This window comes from Enterobacter sp. RHBSTW-00994, assembly GCF_013782625.1.
Classification (GTDB): Bacteria; Pseudomonadota; Gammaproteobacteria; order Enterobacterales; family Enterobacteriaceae; genus Enterobacter.
This window is the reverse complement of sequence record NZ_CP056199.1, coordinates 1,476,048-1,501,876: the sequence shown is the minus strand read 5'-3', so window position 1 is coordinate 1,501,876 and position 25,829 is coordinate 1,476,048. Positions and strand designations below refer to the sequence as shown.

The window sequence follows — 25,829 nt, the reverse complement described above, 5'->3', positions numbered from 1 at the left end:
CATTGCAGAAAAAATTTTTGCGATGCGCAGAACTTTTTATTCAGAGGGCAGTCATAACTAGTGCCACTGCTTTTCTTTGATGTCCCCAATTTGTGGAGCCCATCAACCCCGCCGTTTTGGTTCAAGGTTGATGGGTTTTTTGTTGCCTGAAATTCCTTCCCCCGCAATTCTGCCCACCATCGCCCGGATCTCATCCCGCGACAACGGCTGTCTGTCGGTCACAAAGTGCAATGTCATGCCTTCAATAAACGCATCCAGCGCACGAGCAGTGACAGGGTCAAACCACTGCTCTAACGTTGTCTGGCTCATCTTCATCCAGTCCTGCATTACCATTTTCAACGCCGCACTGCGGTTCATAAAGGCATAGAGCTGGTACATCAGCTCCATATTGTGTGGCGTGGTAACTTCCGAGCTGTGGATCAGTGTCGTGATGGACTCGCACGCCATTTCCGGGCCAGTGACACCGGCAAAGAAGTCACGGTATTGCCGGGACATTTCCTGAGTGAACCACGTGAAAGCTTCTTCAATCAGCGACTCCATACCTGAAAAATAGTAGGTCATCGACCCCAGCGGGACACCTGCACAGCTGGCAATTTTACGGTGGGTAACGGCCTGGATGCCATGTTCGGCAATAGTATCCAGCGTGGCCTGCAGGATTTTTTCCCTGCGCTTAGGATCGTTCGGTGCTCTGCTCATAAATTCCTCACCTCATTTATGTACAAATGTACACAAACTTGTTAGTGTTGTCGCTATTGTTGTACTTCTGGTGCTACCCCAATGACCTTGACCTCTCCCCGTAAAGCCCTGCAGCTGCGCATGTGGGCGCTGTTTATGTTCTTCTTTATCCCCGGGCTATTAATGGCTTCATGGGCAACCCGTACACCGGCCATCCGCGATATTTTGTCCGTATCTACCGCGGAAATGGGGATTGTGCTGTTTGGTCTGTCAATAGGCTCGATGAGCGGAATTCTCTGCTCCGCGTGGCTGGTAAAACGCTTTGGCACACGGGCTGTGATCCGTACCACCATGTGCTGCGCAGTGTTCGGGATGATGGTATTAAGCGTAGCGCTGTGGTTCGCCTCCCCGCTTCTGTTTGCCCTGGGGCTGACGGTCTTTGGTGGAAGCTTTGGTGCAGCCGAGGTTGCCATCAACGTTGAAGGTGCTGCGGTAGAACGCGAAATGAACAAAACAGTTTTGCCGATGATGCACGGCTTTTACAGCCTCGGCACACTGGCTGGCGCGGGCGTTGGGATGGCACTGACCGCGTTTGGTATCGCCGCGAATCTGCATATTTTACTGGCGGCGCTGGTCTGTATTATTCCCGTACTGACCGGGATCAAAGCCATCCCAGACGGCACGGGCAAAAACTCGGCTGATGAACAGAAATCAGCGGAGAAAGGTTTACCGTTTTACCGTGATATGCAACTGATGCTGATTGGTGTAGTGGTGCTGGCCATGGCCTTTGCTGAAGGTTCAGCCAATGACTGGCTCCCCTTGTTGATGGTAGACGGACACGGATTTAGCCCAACCTCCGGCTCGCTGATCTACGCCGGGTTTACGCTGGGTATGACCGTCGGGCGGTTTACCGGGGGCTGGTTTATCGATCGCTACAGCCGGGTGGCGGTGGTTCGCGCCAGTGCGCTGCTGGGTGGGCTAGGCATTGCGATGATCATCTTCGTCGATGTCGACTGGATTGCCGGCGTTTCGGTCATTTTGTGGGGGCTTGGTGCGTCACTCGGCTTCCCGCTGACCATCTCTGCCGCCAGCGACACTGGCCCGGATGCGCCAACGCGCGTCAGCGTGGTCGCCACCACTGGCTATCTTGCCTTTCTGGTGGGACCGCCACTGCTCGGCTTCCTGGGTGAACATTATGGATTGCGCAGTGCCATGCTGGTGGTATTGGGATTAGTAATTATTGCGGCGCTGGTCGCGCGTGCGGTAGCAAAGCCGACAGCAGAACAACCGACACTGGAGAAGGGATATGAGCGTTAAACTGATTGCAGTCGACATGGATGGCACGTTTCTGAGCGATGCGAAGACATACAACCGCGAGCGTTTTCTGGCGCAATATACGCGCATGAAGCAACTGGGGATCCGTTTCGTGGTCGCCAGTGGCAACCAGTACTACCAGCTAATTTCGTTTTTCCCGGAGATCGCCCACGAGATCGCCTTTGTGGCAGAAAACGGCGGTTGGGTGGTCAATGCCGGAGAAGATGTGTTCAATGGCGAGCTGACGAAAACCCAGTTTGCTACCGTCGCGCAGTTTCTCTGTTCACTCCAGGGCGTTGAAGTGATCGCCTGCGGTAAAAACAGTGCCTATACCCTGAAGTCATACAACGATGCACTTAAAACGATGGCGGCGCAGTATTATCACCGTCTGGAAATGGTCGATAATTTCGATAATCTTAACGATATCTTCTTTAAATTTGGGCTAAACCTGCCCGATGATGAAATCCCCCGCGTCCAGACTATGATCCATGCTGAGCTGGGCGACATTATGGTTCCCGTCACCACCGGTCACGGCAATATTGATTTGATTATACCGGGCGTGCACAAAGCCAACGGGTTGCGCCTTCTGCAAAACCACTGGGGCATTGACGACAGCGAAGTGGTGGCCTTTGGCGACAGCGGCAACGATGTTGAAATGCTGCGCCAGGCCGGATTTAGCTTTGCGATGGCAAATGCCAGGACGCAGATTAAAGCGGTTGCGCGCTATGAAGCGCCGCACAACAATCTCGAAGGCGTGCTGGATGTGATAGAGAAAGTACTGAGCAAAGAAGCGCCGTTTTATTGACGCTGTCGGATTTGATGCCTTCCCCCCTCTCCCTGTGGGAGAGGGAACGAACAGATTAAGGCTGCAACGCCGCCCCGACGCGTTTGTCCTTCAGGAATACCACCATCAGGGCAACCCACAGCACGCCGTTGGCGAGATTAAACAGGCTGAAAAGCCCGTTACCGCCAAACGCATAGGCATGCTTGCTCACCTCAATGCCGACGGTAAAAATCAGCATTTGCAGCATTCCCATCGCAGCAGACACCGTCCCTTTGCTCATCTCGCTGGCAAAGAGGGTCAGACGTACCAGACCAGCGTTCGCAAGACCGATACCAAAGGCATAGATACTCAGCCCCACGGTCATCCACAGGTAGGCATGTGACGATGCAACCGTGGCAACCGCCGCGACAATCAGCCCTGCCGCAATCGGCCAGCCGCCCATAATGATCAGCGAACGCACGGTGCGCCGCGACGTCAGACGCGCCAGCACCAGGTTGCCCATGATCAACGCGCCAAAAATCGGGACTTGCAGCAAGCCATATTCATAGCTGCTCAGCTTTTCGCCGCTGATAATGATGACCGGAGACTGGGCAATCCATGCCAGCAATGGCAGGCTGACAAACCCCGTCGCCAGCGCCCCCGCCACAAAGCGGACATTTTTCAGCACCTCTTTGTAATCACGGCCGAGTTCTTTTAGCGAAAGCTTTTCGCCCAGACGGGTCGCGGTTTCCGGCATGGCGCGATGCAAACCAAAGAAGGAGATAGCCGCAAGAAGAGTGAAGAGAATAAACATCCCTTCCCACGGCGCGACGTGTACCCACGCGGCCCCCACCAGTGGCCCAAGCAGAGGCGCAATCAGCGCGACATTGGCCATGAGCGCCGTGATCTTGATGCACACCGCCTCTTCAAAGGATTCCTGAATGGCGGCATACCCCACCGCCCCGATGAAGCACAGGCTCACCCCTTGAAGGAAGCGCAGCAGTGTGAATTGTTCGATGTTTTGCGCCAACAGCGTGGCGAGGCAGGTCACGATAAACCATACCACTCCCGTCAGCATCACGGGACGACGGCCAATGCGGTCCGACAACGGCCCGAGCAGCCACTGTAAAAACATCCCACCCGCAAGGTAGGCCGTCATGGATGTAGGAACCCACTCAATTCCGGCGTTGTACTGTTCAACAACAGCCAGCATTCCGGGTTGAATCATATCGTTGCCAATATAGGTAGAAAATTCGTAGAGCACCAGACACAGAGGGAAAAGTAACGCCTGGCGCCCCAGACGACTACCTGAAGAAGAACGGTTTAGCATGAAGTCTCTTTATGATGAAAAAATCGCGGTGAGTGTAATGAATTGCCGCTGTCTGAGATAGTCAATAATCGGGAAAAAACAGAAATAAAGCACTTATCGTCGTTGTTTAAGGTTTCCTTAAGTTGACAGAAATATGATAGCCCTATTTCACGTCACCGATCTCAATTTATGGCACAAACCACCAGCCGTTCAGAATTATCTAAGTTACCGACAAATAAGACAAAACAACTTTACCGTTTGCCGATACGCTTTTATGGTTATCAACTTTTCGTGCTGATAGTCCTTGCTGTGCTGTTTACCTGGCTCTCTCGTGACGAAACAGTGGATCGCTGGATCACCGGCTTTTGGTATGACGCTACAACGCGGGGGTTTCCGTTGCAGCAAAACGCGCTGCTGGATCTGCTGAACCATCGATTGGCTAAATATATCGCGATTGCCCTGGGGGCGGTCGCCCTGTTTTACGGTGCATTTCGTCGTAATGCTCGACTGGTTACCGCCGCCCTGTTGATGGGGCTTGGGGCGCTGGTTGTTGGGGTGCTGAAGAGTATCAGCCACCACAGTTGTCCCTGGGATTTAGTGGAGTATGGCGGCAAGGCGATCTCTTATCCCCTGTTTGGCGCAATACCCGCTGACAGCGGTCCCGGACGCTGCTTCCCTGGCGGCCATTCGTCCAGTGGCTTTATGGTCATGGGGTTGTTTTTTGCCTTCTGGCGCGAACGTCCTCGTCTGGCCTGGTTCTTCGTCGCATTGGGCATTTTTTTAGGCCTGGCGATGGGGTTCGGGCAAGTCATGCGCGGGGCGCATTTTTTCTCTCACAACCTGTGGGCTGGGTGGTGGGTCTGGTTTTCTCAGGTGGTGGCCTATGGCCTTGTTTCCGCCTGGTTTGCTAAAGAGTGACAACAATATGTTAGAGCAACTGAATTACGGACTGTTTTATCTGATTAACGCCACCCCCGCGTCACCGGAATGGATGATTGATGTCGCGACCTTTATGGCAAAAGACCTCATCAGCATTGTACCGGCACTGGCTGCTATTCTCTGGCTTTGGGGTCCGCGCAAGCAGGTCAATGCCCAGCGCCAGCTGGTCATTAAAGTTGCGATGGCCCTGGGCGTAAGCGTTCTGGTCAGTTTTATTCTCGGACACGCCTTCCCTCACGATCGCCCTTTCGTCGATCACGTCGGCTATACCTTCCTGCACCATGCGCCAGATGACTCCTTCCCGAGCGACCACGGTACGGTAATCTTCACCTTTGCACTGGCCTTCCTGTTCTGGCATCGACTCTGGTCGGGCTCGGTACTGATGGTTATCGCCGCCGCCATCGCCTGGTCACGTGTCTATCTGGGCGTGCACTGGCCGCTGGATATGATCGGCGGCTTCCTTGTGGGGCTGATTGGCTGTGTCAGTGCGGCGATCCTGTGGAGCCTTTTTGGTCAAGCGCTTTACCGTGGGCTCTCACATCTTTATCGCGTTTGCTTTGCGATCCCTATCCGTAAAGGCTGGATACGTGACTAATCCCGGCCCGACAGGTTACACTTGAACCCCCGCCCTGCGGGGGTTCACTTTTCCACCCTGAGGATCTATGGAAACACGACGCGATGACCGCATTGCTCAGCTGCTACAGGCGCTGAAGCGCAGTGATAAGCTGCATCTTAAAGAAGCTGCTTCCCTGCTCGGTGTCTCCGAGATGACCATTCGTCGCGACCTGAACAGCGACAGTGCCCCCGTTGTACTGCTGGGCGGGTATATCGTTCTGGAGCCACGCAGCGCCAGCCACTACCTGATAAGCGATCAAAAAACGCGTCTGGTAGAAGAAAAACGCAAAGCGGCACGTCTGGCGGCTTCCCTGGTGCAGCCTCATCAGACGCTGTTCTTTGACTGCGGAACAACAACCCCATGGATCATCGAGGCGATCGACAGCAGTTTGCCGTTTACCGCTGTTTGCTACTCGCTGAACACCTTCCTGGCGCTTCAGGAGAAACCCGAGTGTCGGGTGATCCTCTGTGGCGGTGAGTTCCACGCCAGTAACGCCATTTTCAAACCTCTTAATTTGCAGGACACACTCAGTAGTTTGTGCCCGGATATCGCCTTTTATTCTGCGGCAGGCGTGAGTGTACGGCAGGGAGCAACCTGCTTTAACCTGGAAGAACTGCCGGTGAAACACTGGGCGCTCAACGCGGCGCAATACCACGTTCTGGTGGTTGATCACAGTAAGTTTGGCAAGGTACGTCCAGCGAGAATGGGCGAGCTGGCGCGTTTTGATACGATAGTGAGTGATTGCCGCCCGGAAGATGACCTGGTCGATCACGCCAAAGCGCAGCAGATTAAGTTGATGTATTAAGGGTATTGCGGCCTGGTCTCCTTTCCCTCGGGAAGAAGGTTCAGAAAAGCAAAACGGCAACCTGGGTTGCCGTTTTGCTTTTACCTATGAGAACCAGCTGCCAAACCAGCCGTGGAATTTCATCATCACAAAATCCCACATCCGGCTGAAGAAACCGCCTTCCTCTACCGCTTCCATGACCATCAGCGGACGTTGTTCAATCGATTTGCCGTTAAGCTGGAAATCGATCGTCCCCACGACCTGGCCTTTTTTCAGCGGTGCGGTCAGTTGAGGGTCCGTTATGGTGTAACTGGCTTTCAGATTTTTCAACTGACCCCGCGGGATCGTGACTGAACCGCCTTCCCCGGCGCCCAGATTGACTTCGCTTTTATCACCAAACCAAACGCGTTGGGTAACAAAGGTAGCATCCGGCTTAATCGGGGTTACGGTTTCAAAGAAACGGAAACCCCAGGTCAGCAGTTTTTCCGATTCATTAAAGCGAATACGGTCGGTTTTGGTTCCCAGCACAACGGAGACCAGACGCATATCTCCCTGCGTCGCTGACGCGACCAGGTTATATCCCGCCCCTGCAGTTGTCCCGGTCTTCATTCCATCGACATTCAGGTTAGTGCTCCACAGCAGACGGTTGCGGTTCGGCTGGCGGATTTTGTTGAAGGTAAACTCTTTCTCTTTGTGGATAGCGTACTCGTCCGGCACGTCGTGGATCAGCGCCTTACCTAACAGCGCCATATCGCGTGCGGTACTGAACTGGCCTGGCGCATCCAGGCCGTGAACCGTTTTAAAGGTGGTGTTGGTCAATCCCAGTTTTTGCGCATAGCCATTCATCAGGCCAATGAAGGAATCCTGGCTACCTGCGACATAATCCGCCAGTGCAATACAGGCATCGTTTCCTGACTGAATAATCACCCCTTTATTCAAATCAGAAACGGAAACCTGATCGCCGGGTTTCAGAAACATCACGGAAGAACCACGCAGCGCCGGGTTGCCGGTCGCCCATGCATCCTTACCAATTGTCACCTGGTCTTCCAGCTTTATCTTGCCCGCTTTTAATGCCTGTCCAACCACATAGCTGGTCATAATTTTAGTCAGGCTGGCGGGGTCAAGTTGTTCGTCAGCGTTCCCTTCTGCCAGCACCTTACCGCTGGCATAATCCATTAATATCCAGGCTCGCGCGTCAACAGGAGGCGCTTCTGGTGCAGCCTGCTCAGCTGCGTAGAGTGTAGGAGCGAAAAGAAACAGGAGCGCGGAACCTGCTGCCAGGCCGCGCAAAGAAGTCATTTTCTGCGTCATAAATGCCACCCGAGTGTCCATTCAAAAAGTCACGTCACATCACCGTGTCGCAAGAAGCGATGAGTAATATCGTACTAATGCGTTTAAAGAAACCTAAACCAGGTAAAGTTTTTAAAGTTTATGCAATAACATCCAGATACGCTTTGATAAGAACGATTTTTTTGTCTTCTGTTGCGTAATTGTTAGGTTTATCTCACCATGTCCAGTCACTGGCTCTGATTCACATCTCAGGTTGTTTGACTATTTTGGGAGTTAACATGATTACGCTGTGGGGCAGGAACAATTCGACCAACGTTAAGAAAGTCCTCTGGGCTCTGGAAGAGCTGGATTTACCGTTTAAACAGGTTATGGCTGGTTTGCAGTTTGGGGTGAATAAAGAGGCCGACTATCTGGCCATGAATCCCAACGGGCTGGTTCCGCTCCTGCGCGATGAAGAGACCGGCGCAACGCTTTGGGAGTCCAATACGATCGTGCGTTATCTCGCCGCCCAGTATGGTCAAAGCCGCTTATGGGTAGATAGCCCGGCGGAACGCGCCCAGGGCGAAAAATGGATGGACTGGGCAAACCAGACGCTCTCTCCCACCCATCGTGTCATTTTGATGGGGCTAATCAGAACGCCAGAGCCAGAACGCGACTACCCCGCCATTCACTCGGCACAAGATGCCTGTGAAACGCTGTTCGCAATGATGGATGACGAGCTGTCTAAGCATAAGTGGTTCTCAGGTACGGAATTTGGTGTAGGTGATATCGCCGTAGCGCCCTTTGTCTGGAACCTGACCAATATGGGTCTGAAGTGGACCCCGCGCCCGCATCTTGAACGCTGGATCCAGCAACTCAGTGAGCGCCCGGCGTATCGCAACGTCGTGATGATCCCCGTAACCTGATCACGTCCCGGACGGGCTTACCCTTAACAGTTGCCCGTCCGTTTCATCAGTCAACACATACAGCGCACCATCCGGTCCAACCCGCACATCACGAATTCGCTTATCTCTGTCTTCCAGAATGCGCCCATCTTCGCTCACGCGATTACCGTCAACGCTCAGGACAATGACCGCTTTCTCCTTCAGAGTACCGACAAAGAGTTTGTTTTTCCACTGCGGGTAGACACTGCTGTTATAGAACGCCATGCCGCTCACGGCAGGGGACACTTTCCAGACAAACAGCGGCGGCTCGGTTCCTTCGACATGCTCACCCTTCGCCTCCGGGATTTTCAGCCCGCTGTAATTAATTCCGTGTGTTGCCAGCGGCCAGCCGTAGTTTTTGCCTTTTTCCGGAATATTGATCTCATCTCCGCCACGCGGGCCATGCTCATTGAGCCATAGCGTATCGCTCCAGGGATTCATCGCCATTCCCTGCGGATTGCGAATACCGTAAGACCAGATTTCAGGCCGCGCACCAGAAGTCTTCACAAAGGGGTTATCCGCCGGCACGTTGCCGTCTTCGGTAAGGCGCACAACTTTCCCCTGTAACTTATCCAGATCCTGAGCCGTTGGACGCTGGTTGTTCTCTCCTAAGCCAATGAACAGATAGCCTTTGTCGTCAAACACCAGTCGTCCGCCGAAATGGTTACCGGTAGAGAGTTTCGGCATCTGGCGGAATACCACCTGAAAGCCCTCAATGCGCGTCAGATCATCACTTAACCGACCATAACCCACCGCAGTACCGGCTTTTCCATCGTTTCCCACTTCGGCATAGCTCAGCCAAACCCGGCGTGACTCAGAGAAATTGGGGGCTAATACCACATCCAGTAATCCTCCCTGACCACTTGCCCAAACGTTGGGAACACCCGCAATGGGATCAGACAACCCTTTCCCCGCCTGCCAGTGTTTAAGCTGTCCGTTCCTCAGTGTCAGTAACAGCCCTTTATTGTCTGGCAAAAACGCCAGCGACCAGGGGTGATCAAGTTTGTTTTGCAACACCTCAACGTTTACCGCATCAGGAGCCGCAAGCAGGGAAAAGGGGACAAATAACGCAGGAACGAAAATGAGCGAGGATCGATGCATAACACACTCCTTTATCAGCATATGGCATAAAGATTAGCCACTGAGCCAGGGCGAGTTACCACTTTTACAAAAGCTTAATCCGAAGGGGGAGTCGCCTCCCCCGGGCTTAGATGTGCTCGAGCTTCGTGTGCTCGTTCAGACACATAATACAAAGAGACATTGTCGTCAGGCAGTGTTCAAGCTTCTCCGCGTTAACAGCGATAAACGTTGGGCAGTCGTGATGCCCATTCATCAGGCATACTCCAGCAACGGACAGCACCTCGGCGGCACGGCGCAGCGCAATTAACTCGCTTTCCCCGTACTCCGCTTTCAGGATGGGTGCTTTTTCACGCATGAAGTTGCACAGTTCAAAGAAATTATCACGCAGATGTTCGCTTTCGCTGACCGACATATACCCTTTTGCATTCCTCAGTTGCAGATAAGCAGCAAGGTCAATTCGGGCGTTGATCAGCTTGTTCAGCAGATCGCGTTTCAGTCTGTCAACGGACATGCTATTTCCTCCCTTGTCAGCCATTGTGCCCATTCAGGATAAGGTTATTTTTTGTGCAATTCACTGCCTGAGATCAATAAAACGTAACTGATTAACATTATTTACAATGTTACAACTTTCTCTGCATTTTAATGCCCAGCCGAGCGCAACGACATATTGTGTCAGTCAGCCTGCGTAGAGTGGACCCTGGTTCGCTAGCAGGAAAGTCAGCTGAAAGTAATCAGATATTTACCTTAATTTTCCTGTGAAAGTGCCGTTAATAACGTAGTCGCTTGCTGATTATTTAAGGAAAAATATGTTGCCTCCACAGACAGAAGCCACCCTTATTGAAACCCACCTGATCGCGTTGCGTGCTTACTGGCAACAATATGAATTTTCGATAGAAAATCTCGATATTATTCAGGAAAACATACGCACCTTCTCCGTACGACTGCCGCTGATTGGCGCATTTAGCGCCGGTAAATCGTCCCTGATCAACAGTTTATTACAGGATAACCTGCTATCGGTCGCCATCGATCCAGAGACCAGTTTGCCCACGGAATTGCACTTTGCGCCTCAGGAGTCAATTACCCTGCGCCGCAAAAACACCATGCCTCTGCCGTTAAGTCGTGACGCCTTAAAAGCGCAGCAGTTTGGCGAGCATGATCCGGATAACGTCGTCGACATTACCCTGCCCAACCCCATTCTTGCGAAGCTGAACGGTATGACGCTGGTCGATATGCCTGGCTGGGAATCCGGCATCACCCAGCATTCTCTGGCGATCGATAACTATCTCGACCGCAGCGCCGCCTACTGCGTTGTGGTCAGCGTGGATGAAGGTGTCCTGAAAGAGAGCCTGCGCAAGGTCATTGAAGAACTGGCCATACATGACAAGCCCATGATGCTTGTGATCACTAAATGCGATAAAAAGCGCCCGGAGGATGTCGAGGCGGTCGTGTCGCATGTCCAGGCGCAGATTGAAAAACTGGCGAAAAAACCGTTACTTGCGGTGTGCCGTACACAACGCAGAAATGCGACCGAATGGGCAACGGCACTCCCGGTTCTTCTGCCTTTACAGCAGCAGTTCTGGCATCAGGCCATTGGTCTTCCGGTCCAGAAATGCATCAACGATATTCTGATACGAATTGAACAACTCTCTCAGGGCCATAACCAGACCCTGGAAGAAATTGAAAGCGAGCGAGAGTTACTTGCCGAACAGTACCAACGCATGCAGGAAGACGTTCAGCAAATCACCACCCGCCTGCATGAGCAACGCAATCTGGCCGAACGCGCTATTGTGGATGATTTTGCCAGCCGCATGAATGGTCAACTCGATACACTCACGCGTGCACTGCTTAATGGTGAAGACGTCAGCGGTACGATTGGCCATGCCCTGCGCATGTCTTATTCACAGGGTGTTGAACGTTATCTCAAGCCCGTTATCCAGAAAGAACTGGGGCAGTTGCAACTTCAGGAAGAATTGCAGATGCAGGACGTGGCCTATGCGCATGGTTTCAAGTCCAATGAATCAGGCACAGAGATTATCAAAATGACGCTGGCTTACATTCTGCCTGCCGCCATCACGCTCATTACCCGTATCCCTATGGGCAAATTCTTAACCCCCTTCATCATCTCAGCGCTGGAAGGGCTATTCCAGCGCGGCAGCCAGGAGCTGATTCAACGCCAGCAGCAGGAAGAAGCCCGACGTCACGTGATTAATACGGTCATTCCGTCATGCTGCTCAAAAGCCGCACCCGACATTGCCCGCGGGCTTAGCAACACCATCGATGACGTCATGCAGGCCATCAGCCGTTCGACGGATGAGGCGATGGCAAAAGTGCAACAAACGCTGGATCTCAAGGTGCGCGCTCTGCATACCGAGAAAGCGGCCGAAGCCCAACGCCAGCAAACATGGCAAGCAGACAGCATGGCGCTGAAACAGATGCTGGCCCAGTTGCAGGTATATAACCATGGCTGATGCTTTCGCCTCACTGGAAGAAGCCGTGTTGCGCGATCGCTATGCCCTGCTCTGTGAAGCCTGTGAAGATCGCCCTAACGGCGCAGCAAAGGAAGACGAAGCCGTACTGCTTGCGCTGGAGCACCTGATTGAACAGGAGCTTCCAGACCTTGCTCGTCGCGGCAGCCCGCCAACCTTCACCGATATTCTTCGGTCGCTGCGCTATGAAATGGTGCGTTTCCGGGAATTTTGCGAGTATCCGGTACTTTCCGGCAAGGTAGTGGTGGGCCTTGGCGGGAGCTTCAGCGCCGGTAAATCATCATTGATTAATGCACTGGTGGGCGATCGTAAATGCCTGGTCACAGAAGTGGACCCGACAACGTCATTGCCAACATATCTGGTGCAAGGAACGCACGATACGCCGGAAGTGAAAGCGATCAATCTGTTTAACCGCCTCATCACCTTAAGCCACAGCCAGTTTCGCACGCTCACCCATGAGGAGCGCGAACGTTACGGCAGCCAGGTGAGCCGGATGCTCAAATCCGTTGTGGTGGCACATAACGGCTTCAACTGGGCAAACCTGGCGCTACTGGATACACCGGGCTACAGCAAAGCGGATGAAGAGTCCAGCCTACGCACGGATGCCAGTATTGCGCGCAGCCAGCTTAACAGCGCACAGTTTATTATCTGGCTGGTTCCTGCGGATAAGGGCACGATCACCGAAGATGACATCGCGTTTCTCGCCTCGCTCGACAAGCATATCCCCAAATTGATTGTTGTCAGCCGTGCCGATAAACACCCCGAAGACACCATCGGGAAAATTGTCGACCTGGTTCGGCAAACCGTGACTCAGCGCGGTATTGAAGTGCTTGATGTACTGCCGTTCTCCACGCGTCCGCGTCAACCCTGGTCTATCGCGCCACTACAGGAGTACCTGGAGCAGTGGAATCATGTTTATCGTGATCCGGGTTTTACCCGGCAATTTAAACGCCAGTTTATGGCCTACGAAAATTACCTTGGCGAGGCGCGACAGGACGCACAAAGGCAACTGAGCAGGTTCAACCGTATTCTCTCACTGAGTGATGATTCTGGCGTGCAATCCGACCTGCAGAGCCTGCAACGCAAATGCAAAAATGACCTCCAACAACTTGAAGAGGTGTGCGCATCGCTCAAGGAGATCCAGCAGACGTTCTTCCGCCATCTGAGGCAGATAGGCGATCGGCTGACGATCCCGCTGGATGAGCCGGAAAGCCTGTCTATGCTGCAATACACGGCGGTGAATCTGCAAAGTATGCTGCAATCGCTGGCAACGCTAACCGGCGTAACCCTGCCTCACGACCCAGACCTGGAGCTGTGGCGACCGCTGACCCGCGATTTTCCGCTGGAGCATATGGATCGGCTTCTGCGGCGGGACAGCCTCGCGATCGGAGAAACCTGGCAGCCGCTGATGACAGACCTGCCGCTAAAAAACCGTGAACGGCTACTACGCCACGACAGAGTGGATGACAGGGATATCTGGCAGCCGTTGATGGGCAACGAGCCATTAACCCGGCTGGACACGTTGCTTCGAAGAGAGACATCACGCTATGCATCGTTGCAAACGCTGCACAAAGGAGCAAAAGAGTGAATCAGGAAAAAACGCGCAGACTCATGGACACAGTCGTTACCGAGGCCAGAGTCGCGCTCGAACCGCTGGATGCCCATTTTATTTCATCAACTGAAGCGGCATTTAAAGATGATTATTTAACGCTTCTTGCAGCCTTGCTGCTGGAAAATGGAGCATTAACCGAGGCTCAACAGCGCCTGTTGCTGTTACTTCTCCCGGCTATTGGCCCGTCCTTCCCGCTTTCACATTATCTTCAGCAAGCCGCCAAACTGGATGCCGCTATGCTGACGCGTATCATAGAGAACATACGCAGCGTGAAACAGTCGGGACTGGCATTGCTGTTTGACTTTGCCGTTTTACAGCGCCTCGCCGGGCCACTCACACCACATCATGTGGAACGGTTATCCTGGCTGGCAAAACTGACTGGCGTGACGGAAGAGCAGATCCTGCAAATTAATTTCTGGAGCATGAAACTCCTGGGCGTGAAAACACCGCCAAAACTGTTCACGCAAATAACGAAGCGGATAAATATTGCCAACATAGAGGTCAAATATCTCTCTATAAACACGTCATCTAACGGATATCTTTTGCGTTCAATTCCTCATCCGCATCAATTCTTTAAAAAAGGTAAGTACGCGTTTAATCACAAATTAACCGCAGACTCAGCATTTAACTTTCTGGGTGAAAAAACAATTTGTCGCTCAGTGACGTTATATCAAAGCGGATTCGTGATGGACATCCTTATGGATGCCAAAAAAAGTAAAAACGAAGAGTACGGAAAAAAAGGCGAGGCTATTTTTGACATTATTGAACTGCCCCCGGCTTTCAATACCTGGCACAGTTTTTTTATAGAGACTTATCATGAGTGAAATCTCAACATTAGCGATTTTACAGCAACTGGATCGCCAGCGTCTGAAAGAGAACCCCTATTCTCCTCACTCCCTCGCGGACGAGGATGAAAATACCCGTCGGCAATATTGTGCCCTGCTGTTTATGGTACTGCTCAACCAGGGGCCGATCGGTGAAGATCAGCAGCGCATGTTGCAACTGTGGCTCCCCACCATCAACATGGAAGGACGACAAGCCGAACTCTTTCAGATGGCGGTTAAGCTAAGTCAGGAGGGGCTGGCGGAGGCGATCGACACCGTGCGCGATGCCGGTGGCAACCACTGTTTTATGCTTGACTGCCTGGTTTTTTCCCGCGTGAATGCCCCGCTCACACAATCGCAAGTGACCCTGTTTGAGGCGCTGGCACAAATGCTGAATATTGGTGAGGTGCAGATGGATACCATCGTTTATCTCACCTGCCTGATTATCGGATTGCCCGTTGAAAATAGAAAACCACGACATCTCGCGTTAGGTCTTCATGCTCTCTCCGTCTGGCACGAATTCCTGACCTCTTACATAGATCAACTCTTTTCCGAACTCAAGGAGTGGGCAAGGGAAAATGATGTTTCACAAATATCATTGCGGAAAAACATCTCCGATCTCGCCGGTATTACCACACTCGATCTTTACCCGTCATCCTGGAAAAACATCGCGCCATTTCCAGCCGGGTTATCGTTATTAGTCAATCTGGACTGGCTCGGTTTTGATTCCTTCAAGATCACCGAGTTCCCGGACTCAAATGTATTACCCCAGACGCTTGGCGGTATAAACATAGGCGGATATGGACAGATTTCCAGGCTTCCTGATTCGATCTGCCATCTGAAAAAATTAAAAAAACTCAGTATGCCAGGATCGAACCTGAAGAGTGTTTCAGAGAAGGTGTACCTGTTTCTTAAAAATAACGCGATTGAACATTCAATCAGCGATAGCTGCTTTATAAAGGGACCTCAATGACCACAACTCTGCAACAGCGTATTCAACGCGCTCTGGATGCCTGCGCGCATTTCCCGCAGCTCTTTACCGCGGAAAACGATGCGTTAAAAACGCTGGCTCAGGATTACTCGCAAAAACTGGCCCGCTGGCAACATCATGAGCAGACGCTCAACATCGGCATTATGGGTCAAGTAAAAGCAGGGAAAAGCACCTTTCTTAACACATTGCTGTTTGATGGACGCCCTATTCTGCCTGAAGCCGCCACCCCTAAAACCGCGAACCTGACCCGAATTGGTTACGGTCAAACGCACAGCCTTCAGGTCGAATATTACAGCGAACAGGAGTGGCAGCAGATCGCCGAACAGGCCCGACAGCCATCGGATAGCGACAGCCATAAAGTGGCCTGCGAACTTTTGGCAATGTCTGCTGATAGCAATATTTCGCTCACCGAACACTGGCAAAAAGTGGCAAACCTCAAGGATCAGACAGAGGTGATTAACGCCCGTGACATCAGCGAGCTACAAGGCCTGTTAAATCAGTTTACGGGCAACGATGGGAGATACACCGCACTGGTAAAATCCACCGTACTGACGCTTCCGGACGAAGCGCTGAAAGGGTTTGAAGTGGTGGATACACCAGGGATGAACGACCCGGTGCAGAGCCGTTCACAAAAAACGCGTGATTACATGGCGAATTGTGATGTGGTGTTTTTCCTTTCTCGCTGTAGCCAGTTCCTTGATGACGCCGATATCCGCCTGCTTGGCGAGCAGTTGCCCGGTAAAGGGGTGAAACGTCTGGTGCTGGTTGCTGGCCAATATGATTCCGTGATTCTGGATGACGGCTACGATCGTGCTTCTCTGGCGGAAACTGAAGAGAATATCCATAAACGCCTGCAACGTATTGCTCAGCAAAAATCGGAGCAACTCGTTGCCTTTCAACGAGAAAACGGCAATGAGGCACGGGCCGTTATTCTTGAATACCTGGCGCAACCGGTCTTTGCCAGTACCTTCGCATGGGGCTTCGCGCACTGGCCGACGGACAAATGGAGCAGCAGCATGCACCACATTCATGGCGAGTTACAGGCAATGGCGCAAGAGTGTTGGCCGGACATGTTCAGCCAACAGGACTGGGGGCGTATTGCTAACGTCGAGACATTGCGTGGGGCCTGGCAGCAGGCTCGTCATGACCGCTTGCCAATACTGACCCAGCAGCGCGAAAGCTTTACCCGCGAGAGTGAAGTGCAATTCGAGAGTCTGCTGGCCCGGTTGACCGGGAGAATCACTTCCCGCATTACTACGCTGGAAACGCAGGATCTCCAGAGCCTGAGACAACAACAGTCCCAGTGTCAGCAGCGGCTGGAAGGGATCGCCGCAGAACTACGTTCAATTATTGGCGATGCCATTTTTGCAGCACGTAAGCAGACAGGTCAGATTTCTTCGCAATTGGCTGAAGACATTTCTCGCCATCGCCATCTGACAGCACATACCGGCATCCGACAAGAGAGTTATTCCTACGAGGTCAGTGACTCCTCCTGGTACAACCCGTTCAGTTGGGGAAGGACTCGCACAGCCTATGGCACAACCTCAGTGTCTTACCAGTACTTTAACCCGCAGGATGCCGTTGAACAGCTTCGTCAATACAGCCGCACCTGTGCCAGCCAGATCCGCCAACATTTCAATACGCTGATTGAGCCGGGCGCATTAAAAAAACAGCTGCGACAGTCACTGGTGAAACACCTGAATACGGACAGCGATAAGTATGATGCCTCCGTGTTCCGTAGTGCGCTGGAAAGTGCCATCTATGGTTTGAAACTGCCTGAACTGACGCTCAACGTCGATGAATCCCGGATGATGTTCCCTTTCCAGGGAGAGGTAAAAACGCCAGAGGATAAAAAGCGGCTCCAGCAAATACTGGATAGTGCGTTGGGTTCCATGTTTGACGATCTGGCGCAACAACTGTCTTCCGGGTCGCAGGCCATCTTTACCCAGCTTGAGACGTTAAAAAATGGGCTACAGGATAAGCTCAGTAACAGCCTCAATGCTGAAGTGAGTGAAATCGAAGCCGGATTGCAGCGTAAAGAGACCGAGATCATCGGGTATCGTAACCTGCTCAACCAACTGGCCTAATCACACCAGCCGTATTCTTCCTCCCGGTGATTGGAACGAAGAATACGGCCTCGCACAGATGAGGTGAGCGTTTGACAGACAGATGCCATTGACTTTGATCTTTAACCTTATCTACCTACATGACTATACCAGTAAATCATAACTACTGAATAATGCCCTCCACTCTACTAGATATATATTTGTTAACGCTGCGGCCATAATGATGATTATGTTAAACACCATAAAAATACTGCTGCCCAGCCTATAAAACGACCTTGCCCTACAATTTAATACTTATATACGTTTAAAACTGCAAATGAATTTTAAATTATTATATTAATTAATAATGCGATAAAATAAATTAATGAATAATAACATACTGGGGAATATTAAAAGTATTGAATCATATCTTCACGAGAAAGATAGCTATACTCAGTGAATTTATGAATGATTCTATTGATGTATGATTCCGCTCCATTACCAACAACTACGCCTTTGTGTAGTTGTTCTCTCAAACTGTCCATAGTAATATTCCCCTATTAAACTGAGGAATGGATAACGTTAAAATGAAAACTAAAGATAGATTTAACCTATCTCACGTGATTGGTTTTTTTGTTGGGATTGTTGTTACTGTCATATTTAACTGGATAGTATTTAAAGATCCCAAACGTATTACAGCACCAGGAGTAGCAACGTTAGTTGCGATGTGTACATTTACACTGGCATTGTGGTCTGCATCTCAAGTTAGAAAATGGCTTGATAATAAGATAAATGAAAAGGCATTCAAGCAAACTGAAAAGATTCTTGAATTAATTGAAACTTCTTTTGAATCTATTGATCCTTTATATAAGCACATTGTTCGAATGTTAAGATGTTCTGAAAAAAGTAAACATATTGATTTAGGAGAATATAACAGAAAAAAGATTATAGAAGGAATAGATAAAATGGATCAGTTTAGCATGAATTTAACCATGGCAACCAGTATGCTAAAGTATTGGAATGTGGGTTTGACGGAGAAAGGGGCTAACGCTATGAATACCCTTTTAGATGCTTTAGATGAAATTCAGAAGATTATTTCCGAAATAAAACCAGACAGTATAAATCTGTATGATAAATTAAAACTGAGCCATGATAAATTTGATGAGACTGTAAAAGTAATAAGAACACTCTCCAGTTCACATTATTACGACATCTTTACACATGATGTTACATCACACTCAAAAAAGATTAATTAGTAGTACCTGTTATTATTTAACACACTGCTAGCATCTGTTGAAAATAATCAGGGTTAGCAGTTTAAGTGAAACCATCTTTCATTGTTTACTGACTGATATACCCTTCTGTCAATTCACTTTTATACGTGCTAACAAGCCATAATCCATACGAACCTCAAAAGCTAACTTGTGCTGATAGATACTGAATGAATCAGTGAAATTCTTTCTTACGTTACTCTCTTGTTCGGTGAACAAGAAGCACATCAGTTTTAATTTCACTCACTTTTTGAGATTTCCGGTTTTTCAGCTATCTTCCAATGTCAACGTATTCAGGGATTCATAGGACTGCTGACTGTTGAATTCCGTCAACCAGCGCTCTGTAATTTCCCACGCTTCATTCAGGCTTCTGAACAGATAAAAATCCAGAATTTCTGTCCGGTACGTCCGGTTAAATCGTTCGATAAAGGTACTCTGCTTTGGCTTTCCCGGTTTGATAAATTCCCGCATCACTCCGTGTCCTTCTGCCCGCAGTACCAGCGTAAGCAAGACCAGTTCAGGGTCGTTGTCCATCTGCAGTTTCAGGGGGTAACCCCGATACTGACACCGAAATCCCCTACAGCCTGCAATTCTTCAGTACAAATTTCCTCCCAACCTCTGTAGAATCCACGCCCTGACCATTCCAAAAATCGAACAATTTTTAACCTATGAGCAATGTTACGCACCAGCCGAAAATCGGCTTTGTCTCCCTGGGCTGCCCGAAAGTCAAAAATAATACATTCGCTATATAACTACTAAGCCCCCTTCAGAAAGCAAAAACCCCGCCGAAGCAGGGTTTCTTTAAGTTGTGAAAGCTGACCGATAAGGCGGCTTCGTTCAACCATACGTCAGGCATCTACAGCGCTGGGGTTGTCGTGTGTCGCAGTTTGTGTAGCAGAGTAAAGCCCTATAATGGACGCTCCTTTCACACCCAACCGCGTTTTATCGCCAGCATCAAAATCCCAGCAATGACAAAAAATACTATACTGATTAGACCAAGAAATGCTTCAACATAGAAAGGCCTGATAATCCTTTTTGGTAATCCCCGGATGAAGTCTTTGTCATCGTTCTTGGTCAATATAGAGCTTTTATTCCACAACAGCGGCATGAATATGAACTGCGTTTTTATGCCGTACGCTCCCTTGTAATAAAGCGAGTTAACATTCTCGAATAGCACTACGGCATCAGGAAGGCTGCCGAACTTCTCTTTGTATAACTGGCAGATCTCCTTAAATCTTTTCCTGTTCAGAAGCGAGGCTATTATACTGGCAATGATGAACACAGTACCAAGGCAAGTAGCCACGAGGAATACTTTATCTGGAGTATTAATCATTGCTGCTTACCTTGTATAAAAGCTCGCCAGAATACTCTCCTACCGCAGATAATGCTTTATCACTCCCGTATGCTATACCACCACTTACGCCGATCGTGCAGAGCAAGGCACCTGCACCACCGGCCTCTATGGTTGCAGCTCCCAGTACTACGGCGCAGATTGAACTTGCTGCACTGCTTTGGATAATTCTGCTTGCTAAAGCCCCCCCAGCTAAGCTACCCGCAAACTCCCCAATAGAGGTAAACGAGGTCTTCGCACAATCCCGGCCCACGGTGCAGGCTTCAGTGATTTTCGCTGCGGTATCCAGAGCGGATAGACCGAGACCAATCTTTCCGGCTGTTTCCATGAGCTTCACATACTTTGCCAGCTTCTCAATGTGTGTCGCGTATCCTTCAATATCGCTAACGCCTGTTTCATTCCAGCGGTGGGTGATTGAACGGCTGGAAAGGCCAAGGGCACTTTTCAGATCGGCGTACTCATTGAACATGAAGCGATGTTTCATGAACATCTTGAGAACACTATCAAGCTGATCTAACAACTGACGCCGCTCAACGTAAAACTGTTCACCTATCAGAGTACCACTGGTGATGTAATGGTTTTTATAGGTTTTCTCTATCCCGACAAGGATTTTTTCTACTTGTTGGAAATACCCCTTCGCGGCTTCGGTCGCTTGCCCTGAATATCCAGCAACGTCATTTGCTGTCGTAACAGCGGCGGCGAACATCTCAATGGTGTCTTTGTGCTTGTATAGAAAGTTGGCTTGCTGGTGCGATAATGGGGCTAACGCTGTATCAATACGTTGTTTCGCAGCCTGCATATGTGCGATTTGTTCACTGTCCTGCTTATCAGGATCAACTACCAGCAGAATAGAACCAGCCTTGTATTCCTTACCTGCACCATTCAGAGCGCGGTAAAGTTCTCGTGTTCCTGGCGGCGGCTCACTTTGGAATAGCCACGGCTCATAGGCTCCAGTTTCGGCCCCATAGGGGAGGACACAAAAGCCAGCGTCTACAGGTTCACGTTTTACTTCCTGCGGCTTTGGTTGTTCCTGCACATGCTTTTTAGCTGCCTGTGCGTGTTGCTCTGGTTCTTGAACTGGTTCAGATACTGCTGTCGTTGCCACAGGTGCAGATGTTGCTTTTACTGGGGCCTGGTAAGGACCATGTCGCATAAAAGTATGGGTAGCGATGAAGAAAGCCTTACAGGGACAAGTCGAACGGCTGTAGAGCGTGCTGGCGGCCAACTGCCCGTGAATACTCTCGCCGGGGTATCCACCTACCACGCTGTATTTACCAGGGTGTTTACCACAGGATACCTGGCAGCCTACTGTTGCTTGTCTGTTTTGATTCGGGCCAATCTTCTTTCCTTTCGGGTGTCCGGTCAGTACAGATCCCCCGCATGTTGTTTTATCGCCCTGTACTATCCAAAAGCCTGTAGCCATTTTCTGCATTCCTTATTTTTAGAGTGCCGCTGGTGCAAGAAAATCGGCTGGCATTGTAGAGCTATTGTCTAACTGGCACAGGAGAGCATAATCTTGTGGGGTGCTAATGATCATATCACCGTTATCAAGCTGGCTTCCTACCAGGGCAAAAGAAACGCCATTCCCGTTGGTATTGACTGATCCCGAGCCGTTGATGATCCTTGCGCGTGTTCCGTCAGGATAAACAACGTAGTCGCCAACCATTGCCCGATTAACCTCGCTCCCATCGTTAAGAGTAAATGAGTCGTTGGCGCTGGCTTTATCAATCCTTCCGCCGTTTCGGGTGAGTGATCCCGCAGTGGCAAAGCGCCAGATTGCGACTAAAGAACGGTCTTTCATTTCTTCAACATGAGATTTGAAAATCTGACGTTGTTCTTCGTCTGCGTTTGCCAGTTGTTCTGCACTGAATGGATTCTTGAATGATGTGAGCACTGATGGAGTAAGTTCATTGGTGTATTGCTGCATAAGTCCCTCTGCGTGTTGTGAATTTATCTTCATACGTAATCCATTGTACAAATAGCGGCCATGCTCAGGTAGTGGCTTTTCATAAAATGAAACTCCATTTCAAATTATTCACATGGTGAATGTGTTCATTCGCTATTTTCAGCATCAAAGGTCTTGCTGTATGGACAGTGCTTCGATTTCGTAAGGTAGGTAAAGGTGTAGATGCTGTTGGAGTAAACACATAAGGTCTGCCCATTCGCCGTGGTTGTCTGCTCCGGGTTGCTCATGGTTATGCGTCCGGCGCTGGCGTTGAAGGCCACCATTAAACCGCAAAATATCGCTGTATAGCCTTTCATTTTTCATCTCCTCTTTGTTATCAGTGCTGGCTCGGTGTGAATGGCAGCATGAAAATATTTTAACCACATCGATCGATAAAAATAATCGATAAGATCTAAATAATTCATAAAACTGGTTAAAGTGAGTGTCTGAAACTTCGACCTAACAGCATGAAAGGATGACGGCTTTGACCACTAATCAACTGAAAAAAAAGAATCTGTACTTCTATTTCTACATGGCAGCGCCGGTGGTGTTCCCTATAGCCTTTTACTTCACGATGCACGAAAAGGCGGCATATGCTGCGTTGTATGCGGCTTTGTTGTTCTGTGCTGTTTTTGACCAACGGGCGTTGGTGCGGTCTGGAGTTGAGTCCGAAACTCATATCGTGGGATCTGCGCTGGGGATTGTTATTTTGCCCCCCATCTATGTATACGCTCGCGCCAGAGACGCTGGGATGAAAAAATGGCGCTGGCTGGTAGCTTTCATCGCGATTACGCTGGGCTGTATTTTTATCAGCACAACCATCGATGATAACGAAGCCCTAAAGACATCGGCCTGTGAGATCACCACCTCGATATTCAAAGACAAAAACAGTGATGTTCAATGTCTTGCCGTAGAGGACGTAAAGAAGGTTTCAGATAAGCATTATCGCGCAAAGGCAGTGCTTTCGAATGGGGTAGACATTCCGATCACCATCGAGGAACGTGACGGCAATTATATTTATGTGACGTTGGCACCATTGAGTAATCTGCTTGATTGACAAAACAGGGGGAAGAAATTCCCCCAAATCCTACCCAACTCCCCCGGCGCACAAACTTAAGAAGCCCCCCCACCTTGCATACTGTCAGCGGCGCAAATATCACAGTCGCATTCTCAGCACGACCTAACGGATTTCCTCCGCTCGTAATAGCCACGCCAAATCTTTACCAAATATCTGTGGGAGTAGCTGTATAATTTTTGCTTAGATGACATTAAAATCCCGCGCCATTGATCCAATGTGAGTAAATCTACATGTCCCATACTAAAACACCTACTAGTCAACCGAAAGTAGGATTTATATCTTTAGGCTGCCCGAAAAACCTGGTGGATTCTGAACGCATCCTGACCGAACTTCGCACTGAAGGTTATGACGTGGTCCCAAGCTACGACAACGCCGACATGGTGATCGTCAACACCTGCGGTTTTATCGACAGCGCGGTACAGGAGTCCCTGGAAGCTATCGGTGAAGCGCTGACGGAGAACGGCAAGGTGATCGTCACAGGCTGTCTGGGTGCGAAAGTCGATCAAATTCGTGAAGTTCACCCGAAGGTACTGGAAATTACCGGCCCCCACAGTTACGAGCAGGTGCTGGAACACGTACACCACTATGTGCCAAAACCAAAGCACAATCCGTTCCTGAGCTTAGTGCCTGAACAGGGTGTAAAACTGACGCCACGCCACTATGCGTATTTAAAAATATCTGAAGGCTGCAACCATCGCTGCACCTTCTGCATCATCCCGTCCATGCGCGGCGATCTCGTTAGCCGTCCTGTTGGCGAAGTTCTGGCGGAAGCGAAACGTCTGGCTGATGCTGGCGTGAAAGAGCTGCTGGTCATTTCTCAGGATACGTCTGCCTACGGCGTGGATGTGAAACATCGCTCTGGTTTCCATAATGGCGAACCAGTGAAAACCAGCATGGTCGGTCTGTGTGAGCAACTCGCGAAACTGGGTATCTGGACGCGTCTGCACTATGTGTATCCCTATCCGCACGTTGATGATGTCATTCCGTTGATGGCGGAAGGCAAAATCCTGCCCTATCTGGATATCCCGCTGCAGCACGCCAGCCCGCGTATTCTGAAACTGATGAAACGCCCAGGCTCCGTTGACCGCCAGCTGGCACGCATCAAACAGTGGCGTGAGATCTGCCCGGAACTGACCCTGCGTTCCACCTTTATTGTCGGCTTCCCTGGTGAAACCGAAGAAGACTTCCAGATGCTGCTCGACTTCCTGACTGAAGCGCGTCTGGATCGCGTCGGCTGCTTCAAGTACAGCCCGGTAGACGGTGCAACAGCAAACGAACTGGCAGACCAGGTTCCGGAAGAGGTCAAAGAAGAGCGCTGGAATCGCTTTATGCAGCTACAACAGCAGATCTCTGCGGAGCGTTTACAGGAAAAAGTGGGCCGCGAGATCCTGGTGATCATCGACGAAGTGGACGAAGAAGGCGCAATTGGCCGCAGTATGGCGGATGCCCCGGAAATCGATGGCGCGGTGTACTTGAACGGTGAAACGAACGTAAAACCGGGTGATATCGTGCGCGTGAAAGTTGAAAACGCTGACGAGTATGACCTGTGGGGTAGCCGGGTTTAATTCCCCTTCACCCTAACCCTCTCCCCCAAGGGGAGAGGGAATTCCAGTGACCTCTTTTATCCCTTAATCCTCGGATCAAGCGCATCGCGAAGCCCATCGCCAAGCAGGTTAAATGCCAGCACGGTCAGGAAAATGGCCAGACTCGGAAATAACGCCACATGCGGGGCTATCACCATATCTGCCCTTGCCTCGTTGAGCATCGCCCCCCACTCCGGCGTCGGCGGTTGCGCACCTAATCCCAGAAACGACAGACTTGCCGCAGAGATAATCGACACCCCAATACGCATCGTGAAATAGACCACGATGGACGAAACTGTGCCCGGCAATATATGGCTGAACAGGATCGTTGCGTCATTTGCTCCCATACTGCGGGCCGATTCAATAAAGGTCTGTTGTTTGAGCACCAGCGTATTTCCGCGCACCAGACGGGCAAAGGCGGGAATAGAGAAGACCGCTACAGCGATGATCACATTCGCCATGCCACTCCCCATAATGGCGACGACCGCAATCGCCAGCAAAATGCCGGGAAACGCGAAGAGTACATCGCAGATCCGCATAATGAGCCTGTCCCACCAGCCTTCGTAATACCCTGCCAGCAGACCGAGTACCGTCCCTATCGCCGCGCCAATCAATACGGCAAAGACCCCTGCCGCCAGCGATATCCGCGCCCCCACCAGCACACGGCTAAAAATATCGCGCCCGAGGGAGTCCACGCCAAACCAGTGCAGCATTGAAGGCCCGTCGTTCAGGCGGTCATAGTCAAAGTAGTTTTCCGCATCAAATGGGGCGATCCACGGGGCCAGGATCGCCACCAGGATCAACAGCAACACAAACAGCGCCGCTGTCATCGCGACGGGCTGGCGGCGGAACCGTCGCCAGAATTCAAACCACGGGGTTCGTATATGGTCCGGCTTTAGCCCCGGCATAGCGTTTAAAATGGCCTGACGACGCCAGTTCAACAATCGCAT

24 protein-coding genes and 1 pseudogene are annotated in these 25,829 nt (G+C 50.7%); 14 read left to right on the top strand and 11 right to left on the bottom strand.

Going from position 1 to position 25,829, the window contains the following annotated elements:
- Positions 1–102: 102 nt before the first annotated feature.
- Complete coding sequence (locus HV346_RS07065; RefSeq protein ID WP_181622821.1) at positions 103–696, bottom strand: TetR/AcrR family transcriptional regulator; 594 nt, start codon at positions 694–696, stop codon at positions 103–105.
- Between the two features lie 81 nt (positions 697–777).
- Here HV346_RS07065 and HV346_RS07060 point away from each other — a divergent pair, with 81 nt between their 5' ends.
- Both HV346_RS07060 and HV346_RS07055 read left to right on the top strand, forming a co-directional pair.
- A complete protein-coding gene (locus HV346_RS07060) occupies positions 778–1,992 on the top strand; it encodes an MFS transporter (protein WP_181622820.1) in 1,215 nt (404 codons plus the stop codon).
- Positions 1,982–2,794, top strand: coding sequence for a Cof-type HAD-IIB family hydrolase (locus HV346_RS07055; protein ID WP_181622819.1), 813 nt, complete (start codon positions 1,982–1,984; stop codon positions 2,792–2,794). The genes HV346_RS07060 and HV346_RS07055 overlap by 11 nt, the downstream gene beginning before the upstream one ends.
- 55 nt (positions 2,795–2,849) lie before the next feature.
- Here HV346_RS07055 and HV346_RS07050 read toward each other — a convergent pair whose 3' ends face one another.
- Entirely contained in the window at positions 2,850–4,082 is a 1,233-nt protein-coding gene (locus tag HV346_RS07050; RefSeq protein ID WP_181622818.1) for an MFS transporter, read from the bottom strand.
- Between the two features lie 168 nt (positions 4,083–4,250).
- On the opposite strand from HV346_RS07050, the gene HV346_RS07045 reads away from it, so the two are divergent.
- The 3 genes from HV346_RS07045 to deoR all read left to right on the top strand — a co-directional run bounded on the left by HV346_RS07045 (position 4,251) and on the right by deoR (position 6,421).
- Positions 4,251–4,979 carry a phosphatase PAP2 family protein gene (locus HV346_RS07045; protein WP_181622817.1) on the top strand — a complete coding sequence of 243 codons (729 nt, stop codon included), beginning with the start codon at positions 4,251–4,253 and terminating at the stop codon, positions 4,977–4,979.
- 7 nt (positions 4,980–4,986) lie between these two features.
- Positions 4,987–5,595 carry an undecaprenyl-diphosphate phosphatase gene (gene ybjG / locus HV346_RS07040; protein WP_181623712.1) on the top strand — a complete coding sequence of 203 codons (609 nt, stop codon included), beginning with the start codon at positions 4,987–4,989 and terminating at the stop codon, positions 5,593–5,595.
- A gap of 67 nt (positions 5,596–5,662) precedes the next feature.
- Positions 5,663–6,421, top strand: coding sequence for a DNA-binding transcriptional repressor DeoR (gene deoR, locus HV346_RS07035; protein WP_181622816.1), 759 nt, complete (start codon positions 5,663–5,665; stop codon positions 6,419–6,421).
- An 84-nt stretch (positions 6,422–6,505) separates the two neighbouring features.
- Here the strand turns inward: deoR and dacC are convergent, their stop codons facing one another.
- Complete coding sequence (gene dacC / locus HV346_RS07030; RefSeq protein WP_181622815.1) at positions 6,506–7,711, bottom strand: serine-type D-Ala-D-Ala carboxypeptidase; 1,206 nt, start codon at positions 7,709–7,711, stop codon at positions 6,506–6,508.
- Positions 7,712–7,968: 257 nt separating this feature from the next.
- Here dacC and HV346_RS07025 point away from each other — a divergent pair, with 257 nt between their 5' ends.
- A complete protein-coding gene (locus HV346_RS07025) occupies positions 7,969–8,595 on the top strand; it encodes a glutathione S-transferase family protein (RefSeq protein WP_181622814.1) in 627 nt (208 codons plus the stop codon).
- Here the strand turns inward: HV346_RS07025 and HV346_RS07020 are convergent, their stop codons facing one another.
- On the bottom strand, positions 8,596–9,714 hold the full coding sequence (locus HV346_RS07020; RefSeq protein ID WP_181622813.1) for a PQQ-dependent sugar dehydrogenase: 1,119 nt from the start codon (positions 9,712–9,714) through the stop codon (positions 8,596–8,598).
- A gap of 106 nt (positions 9,715–9,820) precedes the next feature.
- The gene (gene bssR, locus HV346_RS07015; RefSeq protein ID WP_181622812.1) at positions 9,821–10,204 is read right to left on the bottom strand and encodes a biofilm formation regulator BssR; all 384 of its coding nucleotides are present in this window, start codon (positions 10,202–10,204) and stop codon (positions 9,821–9,823) included.
- Positions 10,205–10,499: 295 nt separating this feature from the next.
- On the opposite strand from bssR, the gene HV346_RS07010 reads away from it, so the two are divergent.
- The 6 genes from HV346_RS07010 to HV346_RS06985 all read left to right on the top strand — a co-directional run bounded on the left by HV346_RS07010 (position 10,500) and on the right by HV346_RS06985 (position 18,907).
- Complete coding sequence (locus HV346_RS07010) at positions 10,500–12,161, top strand: dynamin family protein (RefSeq protein ID WP_181622811.1); 1,662 nt, start codon at positions 10,500–10,502, stop codon at positions 12,159–12,161.
- A complete protein-coding gene (locus HV346_RS07005) occupies positions 12,154–13,767 on the top strand; it encodes a dynamin family protein (RefSeq protein ID WP_181622810.1) in 1,614 nt (537 codons plus the stop codon). The genes HV346_RS07010 and HV346_RS07005 overlap by 8 nt, the downstream gene beginning before the upstream one ends.
- Before the next feature lie 23 nt (positions 13,768–13,790).
- Positions 13,791–14,615, top strand: a complete 825-nt coding sequence (locus HV346_RS07000; protein ID WP_181622809.1) for a hypothetical protein — start codon at positions 13,791–13,793, stop codon at positions 14,613–14,615.
- Positions 14,608–15,588: a hypothetical protein gene (locus tag HV346_RS06995; protein ID WP_181622808.1), complete on the top strand. Its 981-nt coding sequence runs from the start codon at positions 14,608–14,610 to the stop codon at positions 15,586–15,588. The genes HV346_RS07000 and HV346_RS06995 overlap by 8 nt, the downstream gene beginning before the upstream one ends.
- On the top strand, positions 15,585–17,693 hold the full coding sequence (locus tag HV346_RS06990; protein ID WP_181622807.1) for a dynamin family protein: 2,109 nt from the start codon (positions 15,585–15,587) through the stop codon (positions 17,691–17,693). Before HV346_RS06995 ends, HV346_RS06990 begins: the two co-directional genes overlap by 4 nt.
- Before the next feature lie 545 nt (positions 17,694–18,238).
- Complete coding sequence (locus HV346_RS06985; protein WP_181622806.1) at positions 18,239–18,907, top strand: hypothetical protein; 669 nt, start codon at positions 18,239–18,241, stop codon at positions 18,905–18,907.
- 254 nt (positions 18,908–19,161) lie between these two features.
- Here HV346_RS06985 and HV346_RS06980 read toward each other — a convergent pair.
- From HV346_RS06980 to HV346_RS06960, 5 genes and pseudogenes are all read right to left on the bottom strand, one after another.
- Positions 19,162–19,480: pseudogene (locus tag HV346_RS06980) on the bottom strand (transposase); the annotation flags it as partial.
- A 367-nt stretch (positions 19,481–19,847) separates the two neighbouring features.
- Positions 19,848–20,255 (bottom strand): hypothetical protein, encoded by a 408-nt coding sequence (locus HV346_RS06975; RefSeq protein ID WP_181622805.1) that lies wholly within the window; start codon positions 20,253–20,255, stop codon positions 19,848–19,850.
- A complete protein-coding gene (locus HV346_RS06970; protein WP_181622804.1) occupies positions 20,248–21,696 on the bottom strand; it encodes a PAAR domain-containing protein in 1,449 nt (482 codons plus the stop codon). The genes HV346_RS06975 and HV346_RS06970 overlap by 8 nt, the downstream gene beginning before the upstream one ends.
- 18 nt (positions 21,697–21,714) lie before the next feature.
- A complete protein-coding gene (locus tag HV346_RS06965; protein ID WP_181622803.1) occupies positions 21,715–22,233 on the bottom strand; it encodes a PAAR domain-containing protein in 519 nt (172 codons plus the stop codon).
- Positions 22,234–22,325: 92 nt separating this feature from the next.
- A complete protein-coding gene (locus HV346_RS06960; RefSeq protein ID WP_181622802.1) occupies positions 22,326–22,535 on the bottom strand; it encodes a hypothetical protein in 210 nt (69 codons plus the stop codon).
- A 158-nt stretch (positions 22,536–22,693) separates the two neighbouring features.
- On the opposite strand from HV346_RS06960, the gene HV346_RS06955 reads away from it, so the two are divergent.
- Entirely contained in the window at positions 22,694–23,275 is a 582-nt protein-coding gene (locus tag HV346_RS06955) for a hypothetical protein (protein ID WP_181622801.1), read from the top strand.
- Positions 23,276–23,526: 251 nt separating this feature from the next.
- On the top strand, positions 23,527–24,861 hold the full coding sequence (gene rimO / locus HV346_RS06950) for a 30S ribosomal protein S12 methylthiotransferase RimO (protein WP_181622800.1): 1,335 nt from the start codon (positions 23,527–23,529) through the stop codon (positions 24,859–24,861).
- Positions 24,862–24,917: 56 nt separating this feature from the next.
- Here the strand turns inward: rimO and gsiD are convergent, their stop codons facing one another.
- The gene (gene gsiD, locus HV346_RS06945; RefSeq protein WP_181622799.1) at positions 24,918–25,829 is read right to left on the bottom strand and encodes a glutathione ABC transporter permease GsiD; all 912 of its coding nucleotides are present in this window, start codon (positions 25,827–25,829) and stop codon (positions 24,918–24,920) included.